Annotated in this window: 17 protein-coding genes; 4 read left to right on the top strand and 13 right to left on the bottom strand. The window is 69.3% G+C overall.

Annotation, left to right across the window (positions count from 1 at the left end; all coding sequences use genetic code 11):
- Positions 1-56 precede the first annotated feature (56 nt).
- From bioD to D1409_RS03520, 9 genes are all read right to left on the bottom strand, one after another.
- Entirely contained in the window at positions 57-752 is a 696-nt protein-coding gene (gene bioD, locus D1409_RS03560) for a dethiobiotin synthase (RefSeq protein WP_123534088.1), read from the bottom strand.
- Positions 749-1,966, bottom strand: coding sequence for an aminotransferase class I/II-fold pyridoxal phosphate-dependent enzyme (locus tag D1409_RS03555; protein WP_123534086.1), 1,218 nt, complete (start codon positions 1,964-1,966; stop codon positions 749-751). Before D1409_RS03555 ends, bioD begins: the two co-directional genes overlap by 4 nt.
- Positions 1,967-2,042: 76 nt before the next feature.
- Positions 2,043-2,642 carry a hypothetical protein gene (locus tag D1409_RS03550; protein ID WP_123534084.1) on the bottom strand — a complete coding sequence of 200 codons (600 nt, stop codon included), beginning with the start codon at positions 2,640-2,642 and terminating at the stop codon, positions 2,043-2,045.
- An 87-nt stretch (positions 2,643-2,729) separates the two neighbouring features.
- Entirely contained in the window at positions 2,730-3,845 is a 1,116-nt protein-coding gene (locus D1409_RS03545) for a saccharopine dehydrogenase family protein (protein ID WP_123534082.1), read from the bottom strand.
- A 30-nt stretch (positions 3,846-3,875) separates the two neighbouring features.
- Positions 3,876-5,042: a biotin synthase BioB gene (bioB, locus tag D1409_RS03540; RefSeq protein WP_123534080.1), complete on the bottom strand. Its 1,167-nt coding sequence runs from the start codon at positions 5,040-5,042 to the stop codon at positions 3,876-3,878.
- A gap of 72 nt (positions 5,043-5,114) precedes the next feature.
- Positions 5,115-5,360 (bottom strand): hypothetical protein, encoded by a 246-nt coding sequence (locus tag D1409_RS03535; RefSeq protein WP_123534078.1) that lies wholly within the window; start codon positions 5,358-5,360, stop codon positions 5,115-5,117.
- Between the two features lie 103 nt (positions 5,361-5,463).
- Positions 5,464-6,168 (bottom strand): protein sorting system archaetidylserine synthase, encoded by a 705-nt coding sequence (locus D1409_RS03530; protein ID WP_164471555.1) that lies wholly within the window; start codon positions 6,166-6,168, stop codon positions 5,464-5,466.
- Positions 6,169-6,266: 98 nt separating this feature from the next.
- On the bottom strand, positions 6,267-6,602 hold the full coding sequence (locus tag D1409_RS03525) for a DUF7344 domain-containing protein (protein ID WP_449404900.1): 336 nt from the start codon (positions 6,600-6,602) through the stop codon (positions 6,267-6,269).
- A 78-nt stretch (positions 6,603-6,680) separates the two neighbouring features.
- Positions 6,681-7,346, bottom strand: a complete 666-nt coding sequence (locus tag D1409_RS03520; RefSeq protein ID WP_123534072.1) for a helix-turn-helix domain-containing protein — start codon at positions 7,344-7,346, stop codon at positions 6,681-6,683.
- Between the two features lie 125 nt (positions 7,347-7,471).
- Between D1409_RS03520 and thrC the strand changes: the two genes are divergently transcribed.
- Positions 7,472-8,707, top strand: coding sequence for a threonine synthase (gene thrC / locus D1409_RS03515; protein ID WP_123534069.1), 1,236 nt, complete (start codon positions 7,472-7,474; stop codon positions 8,705-8,707).
- Between the two features lie 39 nt (positions 8,708-8,746).
- Here the strand turns inward: thrC and D1409_RS03510 are convergent, their stop codons facing one another.
- Positions 8,747-9,421 (bottom strand): metal-dependent hydrolase, encoded by a 675-nt coding sequence (locus D1409_RS03510; RefSeq protein ID WP_123534067.1) that lies wholly within the window; start codon positions 9,419-9,421, stop codon positions 8,747-8,749.
- Positions 9,422-9,568: 147 nt separating this feature from the next.
- On the opposite strand from D1409_RS03510, the gene D1409_RS03505 reads away from it, so the two are divergent.
- Complete coding sequence (locus D1409_RS03505) at positions 9,569-10,648, top strand: hemolysin family protein (protein WP_123534065.1); 1,080 nt, start codon at positions 9,569-9,571, stop codon at positions 10,646-10,648.
- A gap of 15 nt (positions 10,649-10,663) precedes the next feature.
- On the opposite strand, the gene trxA is transcribed toward D1409_RS03505, so the two are convergent.
- Positions 10,664-11,095 carry a thioredoxin gene (gene trxA / locus D1409_RS03500; protein WP_123534063.1) on the bottom strand — a complete coding sequence of 144 codons (432 nt, stop codon included), beginning with the start codon at positions 11,093-11,095 and terminating at the stop codon, positions 10,664-10,666.
- Between the two features lie 134 nt (positions 11,096-11,229).
- Between trxA and D1409_RS03495 the strand changes: the two genes are divergently transcribed.
- Positions 11,230-11,529 carry a PRC-barrel domain-containing protein gene (locus D1409_RS03495; protein WP_123534061.1) on the top strand — a complete coding sequence of 100 codons (300 nt, stop codon included), beginning with the start codon at positions 11,230-11,232 and terminating at the stop codon, positions 11,527-11,529.
- 144 nt (positions 11,530-11,673) lie between these two features.
- Here D1409_RS03495 and D1409_RS03490 read toward each other — a convergent pair whose 3' ends face one another.
- Entirely contained in the window at positions 11,674-12,072 is a 399-nt protein-coding gene (locus tag D1409_RS03490) for an OsmC family protein (protein WP_123534059.1), read from the bottom strand.
- Positions 12,073-12,204: 132 nt separating this feature from the next.
- Here D1409_RS03490 and D1409_RS03485 point away from each other — a divergent pair, with 132 nt between their 5' ends.
- On the top strand, positions 12,205-13,701 hold the full coding sequence (locus D1409_RS03485) for a sensor histidine kinase (RefSeq protein WP_123534057.1): 1,497 nt from the start codon (positions 12,205-12,207) through the stop codon (positions 13,699-13,701).
- Here D1409_RS03485 and D1409_RS03480 read toward each other — a convergent pair.
- Positions 13,695-14,420, bottom strand: a complete 726-nt coding sequence (locus D1409_RS03480) for a metal-dependent hydrolase (protein ID WP_123534055.1) — start codon at positions 14,418-14,420, stop codon at positions 13,695-13,697. The genes D1409_RS03485 and D1409_RS03480 overlap by 7 nt on opposite strands.
- Between the last annotated feature and the right edge of the window lie 152 nt (positions 14,421-14,572).

The following is a 14,572-nucleotide window of genomic DNA, read 5'->3' as shown; positions in this document are numbered from 1 at the left end:
GCCCCACCGTTCCCCTTCGCACGGCGTGAGTCGCCGGAACCCCTCCACAGCGCCCGTTAGTCGCCCGGGAACACGCGCGCCGGAAGTTTTTCACGGACGCCGTCGACGGCCTCGACCGGTTCGGCGAGCGACAGCGTCGGGAGCGTCCATACGGGGAGGTCCGTCATCGCCGCGAGCGTCTCCGGGTTCGTCCGCTCCGCGGTCGAGGCCCCCTCGTACTGGTTCAGGAGGACGCCGTGGACGCGACAGCCCCGCCGTTCGAGCGCCTCGACCGTCAACGCGGAGTGGTTGAGCGTGCCTAATCCCGAGCGAGCGACGACGAGCGCGGGAACGTCCAGATCCGCGACGAGGTCGACGACCTCGGTATCGTCGGTCAACGGCACGCGGAGGCCACCGATCCCCTCGACGACGCCGACGGCAGCGTCCGCGAGTTCGCGCTTACAGCCCGCGAGGATATCGTCGTACGAGAGGTCGACGCCCTCGCGGTCGGCGGCGACAGCGGGTGCGAGCGGCGGTTCGAGGCGTTCGAGACAGGTCGCGGCGTCCCCGGTCCCGCAGGCGTCGGCGACGAAGCCGGCGTCGTCGTCCGGCGGATAGCCGGTCTGGGCGGGTTTGACGGCGCGAGCGTCGACGCCCGCCGCGCGGAGCCAGCCGACCAGTCCGGCGGTCACGACGGTCTTGCCGACGCCCGTGTCCGTTCCGACGACGGCGAAGTCGACGACCGATTCCCCATCGACGCTCGCGTCGCTCACAGCAGACCGACCTCCCGGCCAGCGGTCTCGAAGGCGTCGAGACACCGGTCCACCTCGGTCTCCGTGTGAGTCGCCATCGGTGCGACGCGGATACGGGCGGTCCCCTCGGGGACGGTCGGCGGCCGGATCGCCGGGGCGACGACACCCAGGTCGGCGAGTCGGTCGCCCAGTTCGAGCGCGTCGTCGCGGTCGCCGACCATCACCGGGAGGACCTGCGTCTCGCCGCGAACGTCGTAGCCCATCGCCTCGAGGCCCGCACGGAGGTCCTCGACGGTGTCCCAGAGGCGGTCGGCTCGTGATGTCTCGCGGGCGATCCGGAGCGATTCGCGCGCCGCGCCGACCGCGGGCGGCGCGAGCCCCGTCGAGAAGACGAACGAGCGGGCGGCGTTGAGGAGGTACTCGACGAGCGCCTCGTCGCCGGCGACGTAGCCGCCCTGGCTGGCGAGGGCCTTCGAGAGCGTCCCGAGTTGCACGTCGACGCGGTCGGCGAGGCCCTCGCGCTGGACGACCCCACCGCCGTCGCCGAACAGACCCGTCGCGTGGGCCTCGTCGACCATCACCCACGCGCCGAACTCCTCTGCGGCGTCGCAGATCCCGTCCAGCGGTGCGACGTCGCCGTCCATCGAGAACACGGTGTCGGTGACGACGAGCCAGTCCTCGTCGGTTTCGCTCCCGTCCCCCCTCGCGTCCGCGGCACGGGCGGCCATCCGCTCGCGGAGGTCCGCGGGGTCGGCGTGGTCGTAGATGACCGTCTCCTCGGCGCCGACCCGACAGCCGTCGACGATGCTCGCGTGGTTCAGTTCGTCGGAGAACACGACGTCGGGCGAGAGCGCTTCGATCGTCCCGACGTTCGCGGCGTAGCCCGACGAGAAGACGAGCGCGCGTTCGGTCCCCTTGCAGTCCGCCAGGTCGCGTTCGAGCGCGCGGTGGAGGCCCGTGTCGCCGGTCACGAGGCGAGAGGCGCCGGCGCCCGTCCCGACCGAGCGAGCGGCGAGTTCGGCCGCGCGCTGGACCCGACGGTCGTCGGCCAGGCCGAGATAGCTGTTCGAGGCGAACACCAGTCGCCCCTCGCCGTAGTCGGGCGCGCCGCCACGGGGGTCGTCGGCGAACCGGGTGCGGGCCGCGACGGACTCGGCGGGTCGGAGGTGGCGCCGCAAGCCGGCCCGCTCGCGCTCGGCGAGTCGCGCGTCGAGGTCGAAGCCGCGGTCTGTCATACCCGCAACCGGGAGCGGCCGGTCCCTCGTCCTTTCGGTCCGTCGGCGTCGCCTCGCCCCGTTCTGCCCCCGTCGGTCACTCGCCGACGTAGGAGACGAAGACCATCCCGTCGGTCTTCAGTTCGTACTCGATCTCGGTCTCCAGGTGGTTGTAGTCGAACGGGTCGGTGACGAGGTGGTACCCGCTGGGCGTCTCCCGGACGAGCGAGACGGTCGTGTGTTCCTGTAACTCCTCGCGCAGCGCGTCCATCTCGCCCGCTCCGGCGTCGTCGAGGTCGAAGACGAAGTTCGTCTCGTCGCGACAGGTGTCCGACTGGAGCGTCGACTCGAACTCGCTGTCGACCCGCCTGAACTTCGCGCGGACGCCCTCGTCGCCGTGGATGCGGGCTTCCAGCCAGTCGTCCATCGACCGGCGGAGCTCGAAGGTGGCTTTCAGCGCGTCCCGGGCGTTCGCCGTCAGGTAGAGCCGGAACCGCTCGTCGAAGCGGCGCGTCGCGTGGGCCAGTTCCGCCGCTTTGCGGTCCAGCTGGTCGTCGTCTTCGACGACCTTCCGGATCGCGGGCGCGGAGTTGCTCGACGTGCCCTCGTTCTCCTTGGCCCGCGCCAGCGCGACGAGAAGGTACACCCGGTCCCCGCCGAACTCGCAGTACTCGTGGAACGGCGCCAGTTCGTCCATGACACTCTTCGGTCGGGTCCCGACAAAAGCGTAGTCGAACCGTGCGAACGGGCCGCAGACGCGAGCCACCACGGAGCCGTCGCGGCGTCAGAAGGTCGGCATGATCTCGGCGGGGCCGTAGACGCCGTAGTCGCCCGCGCGGTTGCGCAGGACCGCGGCCTTCAGGTAGCCCAGCGCCGGGCCGTTGACGTTGGCCTCCATGCTCGTCGCGTCGTCCAACTGGAACGTGTTCGTGCCACGCTCGCCGTCGAAGGTGCGACCGGTGACGCGGACCGTCGTCGTCGTCGGCTTCTCGTCGGAGCGCACGTCGAGGACGCCGCCGACGGACACGTCCTCGGCGTCGCAGATCCCTGCTCGCTCCAGCAGCACGTCGTCGGCGTGCTCCATGTCGTGGAACTCGAGTTCGCCGTCGTGTTCCTCGATGAGTTCCTCGATCGCTTCCTCGCTCATCTCGCGAGCGGTCTCGATGTCGTAGCCGTCGAGGTGGGCGATGTCCTCGCGGACCGTGCCGCGGTTGTCCTCGTAGCCCGACTTGAGGCCGACGCCCCACCAGATCTCGACCTCCTCGACCTCGACGAACGACTGGGCGGCGAGCGCGGCCGCCCCCGTCAGGAAGCCGGGTGTCGCGCCCGCGCCGCAGACGAAGGTGATGCCGCTCTCTTCGAGGGTCTCCGAGCGGTCGTCGAGCATACCGATGACACGCGAACGCTTGAGCACGTCCACGAGGACGCCCTCGTAGTCCGCGGCGGCGAAGCGCTCGGCGACCCGCGGGACGAAGTCGTGTTCGAGGTTCGGGAGCGCGATCAGCACGGCGTCGATCCCGTCGCTCTCGGCGATCACGTCGTCGATTGGCGTTTCGGTGGGTCGGCCCTGTTCGCTGGCAACGATGCCGGCGTCCTCGCCGGCCTGTTTCACGCTGTCGGTCGTGGCTCCGCCTTCGACTGCCGTCGCTCCACCGTCGGAGGCGTAGTCGCTGGTCGGCGTCGCGGGCGTGTCGCCGTCCGCCGACTCGTCCGGGCCCGAGGCGATGTTCCCCTCGGTCGCGTCGAGGAGTTCGTCGACGTCGAGGCCGTCGTGGTCGACGGCGACGCCGTTGCGGTCACAGGCCGCGACCGGCGTGAGGCCGTCCTTGTGCCGCGCGACGTCGAGCGTTCGTCTGCCGATGCCTCCAGTGCCGAGTACCGCGAATGTCGTGTCGTCCATGCGTGTGTGGTGAGATTCGAAGCTGCGTCCTCAGTCGGAAACGTTGCTGGTCGCGCTGCCCGCGGCGGTCTCCGTTTCGCCGTCAGCGTCGGTCGCGCGGCTCACGGCTTCGCCGTTCGCTCCGTCCGAGGCCTCCCTTCGGTCGGCCTCGCGCGCTTTCACTGCCGCCGGGTCGAACTCGTTGGCCGCCGTGTTGGGCTCCAGTCCCGCCCGCTCGACGGTCTCGATGTCGTCGGCGGGGGACTGCCCCTCCGTCGTGAGGTAGTCGCCGGTGAGCATGCCGTCGGCGCCCGCTTCGAAGGGCAGGTGTTGCTCGTCTTCGGCCAGGTTCGCCTCGCGCCCGCCGGTGAGACGGACGCGCGCCTCGGGGTGGAGCAACCGGTAGACGGCGATGGTCTCGACGATCTCGTCGGTCGTGATCCGGGCGCCGTCGTCGAAGCGCTCGCCCAGCGGCGTCCCCGCGACGGGGTTGAGGATGTTCACCGGGAGCGAGGAGACGCCGATATCCTGCAGTGCGATGGCGGCGTCGACGCGGTCGGTCGGGCTCTCTCCCATGCCGAGGATGACGCCGGCACAGAGGTCCATCCCGGCCTCCTTGGCGACTTCGAGCGTCGCGACCCGGTCCTCGAAGGAGTGGCTGTCGACGATCTCCGGGAAGAAGTTCGGCGAGGTCTCGATGTTGTGATTGTAGTGGTTGAGCCCCTCGTCGGCGAGGATCGCGGCCTCCTCCTCGGTGAGGATGCCGAGCGAAGCGTCGACCTCCACGTCGGTCTCGTCGCGGACCAGTCTGATGGCCCGGAGGACCTCCTCCCACTCGTCGGGGCGGCGTTCCTTCGAGACGCCTTTCTCGGCGACGACGATGCCGAAGCGCTGGGCGCCGTCGCGCTCGGCGCGTCTGGCCGATTCGAGGATCGACTCCGGGTCGAGGAAGTCGTAGTTGTCGATGCCCGTGTCGAAGTGGACCGACTGGGCGCAGAAGCCGCAGTCCTCGGCGCAGTTGCCCGCCTTCGCGTTGACGATCGAGCAGGCGTCGACCGTGCCGTCGCCGAAGTGCGCGCGGACGGCGTCGGCCGCCGCGGCCAGTTCGTCGACCGGCTGTGCGATCAGCGCCAGCCCGTCGCGGCGGGTGAGCCGCTCGCCCGCCAGCACGCGCTCGACGGCGTCGTCTATCGTACGATTGCCGGTCTCGTAAACCACGATTGAACGCTCGGTTGACTGGTGCAAAAAAGTTCTGGGGAGCGCGCCGAGAGGCGTGCGGGGCCGCGTCGCTCACTCGCCCCTGTCGGCGTCGATACGACTGAAGACGGCGCCGAGCGTCGTCCCGAGGGCGACGAAGCCGAGATAGCCGACGAGCGGGTGGACCGAGAACAGCGCGTCCGCGAGGCCGGTCGCGAAGTCGAACCCCCCGCTCGTCAGCGCCGCGCCGGTCGCGTCGTACCAAGCGGCGCTCGCTGCGCCGCCCAGCGCTCCGACGAGTGGAGCCGACCGGTGCCAGATTCCGCGTGGTGCGGCCACACCGCATCGCTCACGCTGTCTCCAGGTAAGGGTGTCGACGGTTCGAAACGGCCACTCGGACGCCGGGTACGGCTGTCACCCCAGCGTACCGACGTGACGACCGCTACTCTCCCCAGTAGTACCGCGGTGCGAGGAACATGTACGCGAGCGCGGCGACCAGCAGGAACCGGGGGAGCGCCCGGGAGAGCGCCAGCGGCGCGACGACGGCGGCCGCCTGAACGACGCCGAGGACGCCGGCGTCACGCGCCCTGAGATTCGGATAGGGCACCGGTGCGACCATCGCGACCGAGAGCACGACGACGACGGCGAGGAGCCCAGGGACCCACGTCAGCCCGGACAGGTACGCGGCCGCGAGGATGGTCGCGCCGAGCGTGTTCTGGATGCCCGGGCGGTTCTCTCCCTCGCCCACGAACTGGCTGTAGAGGGCGGTTCTGAGTATCGAGAACACGACGAACAGCGAGCCGGCGGCGAGCGCCGCGGCGGCCTGGGCGGACGGGGCGCTGGTGAGGCCGTCGCCCAGCCATCCCCACTCGGCGGCGGCGATGCCGTAGACGAGGAGCGCGGGCGTCGCGCCGAAGGAGACGACGTCGGTCACGGAGTCGAGGAGGGGTCCGACCTCGGTGCCGCCGAACTGTCGGGCGACGATGCCGTCGAGCGCGTCGGCGATAGCGGCCAGCAGGACGAGTCGTGCGGCAAGTTGCGGGTTCGACAGCGCGACGACGCCGGCGACGAATCCGACGACCGCGTTGGCCAGCGTGACCACGTCGGCGGCGCCGATCCGCTCGCGCACCCGCAACCCCTCGTTCATACCACCGCTGTCGGCGACGGGGTACATCAATCACGGGGAACCGCGGTCGGGCGGACGACCCGTCCCGTAGCGCCGCGCTACCGCCCGCAAAGTGGCACCTACTCGACGGCGTCGAGTAGCTCCACGAGCGTCTCGATCCGGTCGCGCGGCGCGACTACGTCCGACTGCTGGTCGTAGAGGACCGCGCCTCCGTCGCCCAGTTTCGGCACGTGGGTGTGGTACAGCGCCATGTACACCTTCGAGACGTCCTCCGACGGGATGTCGCTCACCGGGGCGTCGTACTCCCGGCGGGCTACCTCGTCGGCCAGGTCCGCGAGCGGTAGCTCGTAGCGGTGGTCGGCGAACGTCCTGACCACGTACCGGCGGTACCGATGCCCTAGCAGCCGAAAAGCGTTCTCTACCTGCCCGTCTACCTCGGCCGGGTCCGTTGCCATGCTCTGAACGTGTCGCCCCGCCCGGGTCTGGCTTCGTACTGCCTGCGTCAGGGGTTTTTAAGGGAGGTGTCTGTGCCGCTACGCTTTCTCCGCTGAGACGGGCGTGACGCGGATCGTGTTGGCTATCAGCGCGTGGTGGCCACGGCGGAGTCGCTGGGAGACCGACTGTCGGGTGATCCCCAGTTCGGACGCCACCTCGTCGAGCGTCGCCTCCCGCGGTTCCTCGAAGTAGCCGAGTTCCCAGGCGGTGCTCAGCGCGGCCTGCTGTTTCTCCGTCAGTCCGTACTGGCCGCCGGTTCTGGGCTGGGATGTCTCGTACAGTTTCTTCAGTTCGAAGGAGATGTCGTAGCGTTCGGTGTATCGCTGGAACTGTTCGAGCGTGTCGGCCCCGTCGAACCGGATGCGGATGTCCCAGCGGCCGTGCTCGCCCTTCGCTTCGAGGATCGTCGCCCCCACCTGCGTGTAGGCGTAGACGATCGAGTCGACGTTCGCCGTCCACGTCGCGCGGTAGAGCGAGGCGGATTCGAAGTCGTCCAGTCGCTGCAGGTCTTCGACCGACGAGTCCTCGGCCGCGACGGACTCGAACTCGTCGAGGTCGACGCCCGACACCCAGAAGTACGGGGTCAACACCTCTTCGGAGGCGGCGACGCGGTCGATCTCGACGACGAGTTCGGGGAGCCGTTCGAGCGTCGGGTGGAGCGCGAAGTCCGCCGACGGGAAGTGGAACTCTGCGAAGAGACTCATGCCCGCGTCTGCGGGCTTTCGAGGGATAACCTCGTTTGCGCGGTGCTGGCGAGTTGCCTGCGTTTCCGCGCCGGAAACCCAGAAGGCATTTGTGACGGTCGGCCGGATCACGGAGCAAGCAGTTTATGACTCCCGTCGAGGCCCTGGCCTGCGAACGGTGCGGTCGGCGCTACGCCCCCGGCGACGTCGAGTACACCTGCCCGGCACACGACGGCGTCGCCGGCATCCTCGACGTGCGCTACGACTACGACGCCGTCCGCGACCGCCTCTCGGCCGCGCTCGACGGCCCGACGGACGACCTCTGGACCTACGAACCCCTGCTCCCGGTCGACGGCGACCCCGTCAGACTCGGCGCTGGCGGGACCGACCTCCTCGACGCGCCGGCGCTGGGCGACGCGCTCGGCGTCGAGGCGCGCGTCAAGAACGAGACGACCAACCCGACGGGCTCGAACAAGGACCGCGGGAGCGCCGTCGTCGTCTCCCGCGCCCGCCAGCAGGGCCACGACGTGGTCGCCTGCGCGTCGACCGGCAACGCTGCCGCATCGCTGGCGGGCTACGCCGCCCGCGCGGACCTCGCGTGTCGCATCTTCGTCCCCGCGGACCTGCCCGAGGCAAAGGCCGTCCAGCCGCGACTCTACGGCGCGACGGTGCTGGGCGTCGACGGCAACTACGCCGACGCCTACGAGCTCTGCCGGTCGGTGTCGGCCGAGCGCGGCTGGTACAACCGCAACGCCGCGATGAACCCCTACGCCGTCGAGGGCAAGCGAACGCTCGGGTTCGAACTCGCGGAACAGGCCCCCGACGCCGACTGGGTCGTCATGCCGATGGGCAACGGCTGTTCGCTCGCCGGAGCCTGGAAGGGGCTCAGCGAGTTCGAACGCCTCGGAGTGATAGACGACACGCCGCGCATGCTCGGCGTCCAGGCCGCGGGCGCGACCGCCATCTACGACCGGTTCGTCACCGAAGGCGGCGGCGACTCCGTCGAGGGAGAGGCCGCGGTTCGACCCGACTCGGGCGACACGACCGCAGACAGCATCGACGTGAGCGTCCCGCACAACGCGGGCAAGGCCTGCCGCGCCCTCGAAGCGAGCGGCGGCGACGCCGTCGTGGTCTCCGACGAGGAGATCCGGGCGGGCCAGCGCCTGCTCGGGGAGAGCGAGGGCGTGTTCGCCGAACCCGCGAGCGCCGCCGCCGTCGCCGGCGTCCGGGCCGCCCGCGAGCGCGGAACGATCGATTCCGGCGAGCGCGTGGTCGTCGTCGCGACCGGCACTGGTCTCAAGGACACGGCCAGCGCTCGCGACGCCGTGGACGACGTGGTGGCCGTCGACGCCGCGGGCGACGGACTGCCCGACGACCTCTGAGGGACAGTCCGCGGGCCGCGTCCCCGTTCGCTCGCTCGATTACTTCTGCGAGACGTCGTCCATCCAGAGGCGCGCGCCGGTCACGACGGTCCCGGTGACGAGGATTGCCAGTTGCCAGCCGTGGCGGACGACCGGGAACATGCGCTCGGGGTCCTCGACCGTGTCCGGGTCCGGGCCGCCGCCCTCCCCGCCCGGGTTCGGGTCGACGCCGGTGGAGATGTTGACCTCCTGCGAGGAGCCGCGACTGCGCGGCCCCGTCTGTTCGGTCTCGGGACTCAGGTCGACGTAGGACTGGACGATCCCCCGCTGGTCCGAGAGCTCGAAGCGGCCGTCGAGGACGTAGAACTGGTCGTGGAGCGGCCACAGCGGGTTGACGCCGTGGTCGACGAAGTCCAGTCCGATCCCGGCGAAGGCGAGCGCGACGACGCTGACCCAGCCGATCCGGATACCGCGAGGCCCCCAGCGGTCGCGGATCGCCGAACGGTCGCGGATCCGCGTATCCGCGTACAGCACCGCGCTCGCCAGCACCGGTATCAGGTACGTGTGCAGGACTGTCCGGTGGCCAGCGACGGTGACGAGCGCGATGAAGGAGTCGAGGTCCGGTGCGGCGACGACGGCGAGGACGACGAGGAGCGAACGGCGGTCGAAGACGGAGCCCAGCAGCGCGGCGGCGATCAGCCCGCCGAGGGCGAGGTGGACCAGCGTCGAAGGCATGCCCGTGCCTGTGCGAGCCAGTGGCATAATCTTTCAGGGCTCCGGGGTGGCCGACGAAATCGTCTCGAACGCCCGTTCAGCGCCGAATTCCGGCGGTTTCGGGCGTTTCGCCGGCGTTTTAATGCTCGAAGGAGAACCCCGTCCCGGATGAACGCCCTCGAGGTCTGGATCCGTCTGATCGCAGGTGTCGGGTTGATCCTCACCAACGGCTTCTTCGTCGCCATCGAGTTCGCACTGACGCGGGCGCGTCAGTTCACCGAGGAGGAGTTCGTCGGGGACGGGAGCGCGGCGCTCGAACGCGCGTGGGAGATGACCAACAATCTGGAGATCTACCTCACGACCTGTCAGGTCGGGATCACGGCGTCGAGTATCGCCGTCGGGATCGTCGCCGAGCCGGCGCTGGCGGCGCTCTTCCACCCGCTGTTCGACGGGACGCGACTCGCGACCGTGGGCGCCGGCGCCATCATCGCCTTCCTGATCATCAACCTCGTCCACCTCACCCACGGGGAGCAGACGCCGACGTACCTCGGCGTCGAGCGCTCCCGGATGGTCTGCCGGTACGGCGCGACCCCACTGTACTGGTTCAACTGGGCCATCTCGCCGTTGATCCGGCTGGGCGACGCGATTGCCAAGTGGACGCTTGGACTGTTCGGCATCGAGATGACCGGCGCGTGGCTCGAGACCGAGGAGGACGTGATCGAGTCCCGGGCCGACCTGCGCAACAAGATGGGGGCGGTCCTCGAGGAGGGCGACCTCACCGAGGAGCGCCGCGAGGAAGTGATGAACGCCCTCCAGATCGGCGAGCGGCCGGTCCGTGAGGTGATGGTCTCCGCAGCCGAGATCGTGGCGCTGTCGACGGCCGTCGACGCCGCCGAGAACTTCCGCCGCATGGAGGAGCACCCACACACGCGGTACCCGCTCGTCGGAGAAGAGCTGACGGACTTCCGTGGGATCGTCTACCTGCCGAGCCTCCTGCGGAACCGGCAACAGCTGACCGACGGCGATTCGATCGACTTCGCCGAGCTGGCGGCCCCGCCGGTGACGATGTCGCCGGACGCGGACGTAAGCGACGCTATCGACCAGTTCCAGGCCGAAAACCAGGAGCTCGCGCTCGTCATCGAGGACGGTGAAGTCGTCGGGATGGTCACCGTGACCGACCTGCTGGAGTCGGTCACCGGCGACATCGAAGACCCGATCGATACGGGCGAGGCGACCGTCGGCGACTGAACGGCACTCGCCCGGTCAGACGTGCTGGGCGATCAGGTCCCGCAGCGCGCCCTCGTCCTGGACGCCGACGCGGCGCTCGACCGACTCGCCGTCGACGAACAGGAACAGCGTCGGGACGCCCTGCACGCCGTACTCGCGGGCGAGGCCCTGCCGTGCGTCGACGTCGACTTTCGCGACGGCGGCGTCGGTCGACTCGGCGATGTCGGCGACGATCGGTTCGAGCATCTTGCACGGGCCACACCAGTCCGCGTGGAAGTCGACCAGGACGACGCCCTCGGCCACGACCTCTTCGAAGTGGTCCTGGCTCTCGACGTGGATCGGTTCGTCTCTGCCGCCCGCGCCGGCGTCGGACTCGTCGGCCGACTCGCCGGACACGAGTCGCTCCTTTTTCTCCTCGCGGATCCGCTCCAGTTCCTCGTCGGTCGGGTCGTCACTCGCTTCGCTCATCTCGTTCGTGTAGGTGCTTGAGCCGTTTAACCCCAGTGGCCGTCGTGTCCGTCGGACGCACGAACGACGACCGGCGGACGGCGGCGTCAGACGTAGAACAAGATTTTAAGCCCCCGCCACACGAGGTATCGGATATGAATCCCGAGACGGCGCCACAGGAGATCACGACGCTCGTGGGCCGCGAAGTGTACACGAAAAACGGTGTGTTCGTCGGCGAAGTCGAAGACCTGCGCCTCGACCTCGATGTCCAGCAGGTCACGGGCCTCGCGCTCCACCAGATCAACGGCGAACTGTTCGGCTCCGAGGTCAACCAGTCCCGCGGCGTCATCGTCCCGTACCGCTGGGTGCAGGCGGTCGGCGACATCGTGATCGTCAACGACGTCGTCGAACGCGTCCACGGCGACGAGGGCGACGAAGAAGAGCTCGCCGCCTGAGACCGAGGTCACTCTTTCTCTCCGCGCCGTCCACGTTTCGCGACGCCGACTGCGACTCTCGCCGTCTCGACGCGCCGCTCCGGGCGAGTCCCTCTCGAAAAGCGTTCGGCGACTACCGACCGACGTTCGACCGCCGAGTCCGACTCAGAACGCGTCGTCTTCGAGCGTGATGTCGGCGTGGAGGTCGTCGATCAGCGCCGAGTGGACGTGGCAGATCTCCTCGCCGAGTTCGACGATCTCCTGCCCGTCGTCGCCGAGAGCGGCCTCGACTTTCAGCGTCCAGTCGATCGACTCGAGGTCGTCGTCCTCGTCGAGGTCGGCCTCGACCTCGACCTCGACGCGGCCGACGTCGTCGTAGCCGTTCTTGCCGGCTGCGACGCGGAACGCCGGGATGTAACAGGAGGCGTAGTCCGCGGCCAGGACCTGGTTGGCCGTGGGGCCGTCCTCGGAGAGCGCGTCGACGACCAGCGACCACTCGCCGTCGATTTCGTTTTCGACCGTGTACCCTTCCTCACAGACGCTCGTGACTTCGATGTCTGACATACGTGAGCGGGTTCGACCGCCCCCTTCTAAAAGCTGCCCACACCGGTCGAGCGCCCGCGATATCGGTCTCGTGTCCACGAAACCGGGGAAAAGCTGAAAGCGGACGATTCCCATTGTCACTCACTGTCTCAGATGGGTGACCGAGTACTCGTCCTCTCGACGGACGAACGCGCCGCTCCAGCGCTCGCCTCGGCGTTGTCCGAGGGACGGGACAGGACCTCGGTACGAAGCGTCTCCACGCTCGACGACCTGTTCGAAGAACTCTGTTACGACGAGGTCCACTGTCTCGTGATCCCGGCCGACCCCGGGCCGGCGACGGCGCGACGCGTCGAACTGGGCGTTCGGTCGCTGTATCCCGACCTGCCGATAGTGCTGCTCGGCGACCACGACTCCACCGAAAGCGACGGCGACCACGACTCCACCGAAAGCGACGGCGACCACGACTCCGCCGGGAGCGACGGCGGCCCGAGCCACCGCGTCGACGCGACCGACCCGTCGGACAGTCGGGTCGTCGCGGCGGTCCGGGCGGCTCTCGACGGCGGTTCGGACTCGGCGGCGTCCCGTCCGCCCTCGCGCATGGAGACGCTCGTGATGTCGACCGTCGGCCAGTTTCCCATGCATATCTACGCCAAAGACGGAGCGGGGCGTCACGTCCTCGCGACGGGGGCGACGGTCGACCTGGCGGACGTGATCGGGCAGACGGACCTCACGTTCTCGGAGGGGCCACCGGACCACCACCGGAAGTCCCACCGGGACGACCGACGGGTGATCGAGGAGGGCGAACCGATCCTCGAGACGGAGGAGTACACGGCGAGCGACGACGACGAGTACGCGATCACCTCGAAGGTCCCGTGGTACGACGCCGACGGGGCGGTGATCGGGCTGGCGGGGATCACTCGCGACATCTCGACGCGCAAACAGCGCGAGCGGGAACTGCGACGGCAGAACGAACGCCTCGCCAGGGTCGCGCTCGTCGCGGCCCACCGGCTCAGGAACGAACTCCAGGTCGCGAACGGTCGCCTCGAGATGCTCCCGGAGGAGACGCCCGAACTCGACGTGGTGCAGGCCTCACACGGACGCCTCGCCTCGATCGTCGACGACATCGTCGACCTGGCGTCGCAGGAGCGCGCGGGCGGCGAAGCTGAGGTCGTCTGGCTCTCGACGCTGGCCCGCGAGGTCTGGGGGACGTACGACGCGCCCGACGCGCGACTGGTCGTCCGCGACGACTGCCGGATCGTCGCCGACCCCGAGTCCGTGCGGATCCTCTTCGAGATCCTGCTGTCGAACGCCATCGACCACGGCGGTGCGGACGTGACCGTCTCCGTCGCCGGAACCGACGACGGGTTCGCAGTCGCCGACGACGGTCCCGGGATCGACATGGACCCGCCCAATCGCGTGCTCGACGCCGGGATCGCCGCGTCCGAGGACAGCGACGGCTTCGGGCTCTACGTCGCCCAGCGGATCGCGACCGACCACGGCTGGGAACTGCGCGCGGAGAACGGTGCCGACGGCGGCGCCCGGTTCGTCGTCAACGGGATCGAGCGACCGGAGGCGGACGACCCGGTCGTCGACCCCGAGCGCCCGGACCGGTCGGAGACCGACGACCCGGACGGAGAGCCGACTCAGTAACCCTCGGTGAGGTCGAACGTCTCGTCGCCGTCGAGGACGTGGACCTCGGCGTCCGAGCCGGTTCCCGCCACTTCGTTCACGAACTGGTCGATATCGATCTCGACCGGCGGGAACGTGTCGTAGTGCATCGGGAACACGTGGTCGACGTCGAGCCAGTCGGCCGCGATGGCGCCCTGCATCGGTCCCATCGTGAAGTGGTCGCCCACCGGCAGCGCGGCGGCGTCGGGTTCGAGGAAGGGGCCGATCACGTCGCGCATCTCCGTCATGAGCGCGGTGTCGCCGGCGTGATAGAACGCCACGCTCTCTTCGTCCGAGATCTGCGTCGGCTTCGTGTTCGAGATGACGTAGCCAGCGGGCGGTCCGGCCGAGTACTCGTAGTCCGTCTGGATGCCGTTCGTGTGGTCGGCGCGGTGCATCGTCACGTACGCGTCGCCGAGTTCGACCGTCCCGCCGAGGTTGAACCCGACGGTGTCCTCGGCGCCGTACTCGTCCGCGACGTAGCCGACGAGTTCGGGCGTGCCCGCGACGGTCGCGTCGGTGAACGCCCCGACGTCCGCGATGTGGTCGGCGTGGCCGTGCGTCAGGAGGACGTAGTCGGGCGTGTCGACGTCCTCGGGCGACAGGTCCGTGTGCGGGTTGTCGAAGAACGGGTCGATCAGGATGTCGGTGCTCCCCACCGTGACGTGCCACGTCGAGTGGCCGTGCCAGGTAAGCTCCATGGGTCGTCTCGTGATACGTCGCAGACACACTTAATGCTACGAGACTCGGCAGGCCGTCGTCAGTTTCACACCACTACGAGCGCGACCGGGGGACACGTTCGGCTCGCGCCAGAGCTCGCTCGGCGTCCTGCCAGTCGACTTCGGTCTCCAGT

This window comes from Halosimplex salinum, from assembly GCF_003730195.1.
Lineage (GTDB): Archaea > Halobacteriota > Halobacteria > Halobacteriales > Haloarculaceae > Halosimplex > Halosimplex salinum.
Note: the sequence above shows the minus strand (reverse complement) of the source record. Positions and strands in the feature narration are given on the sequence as shown.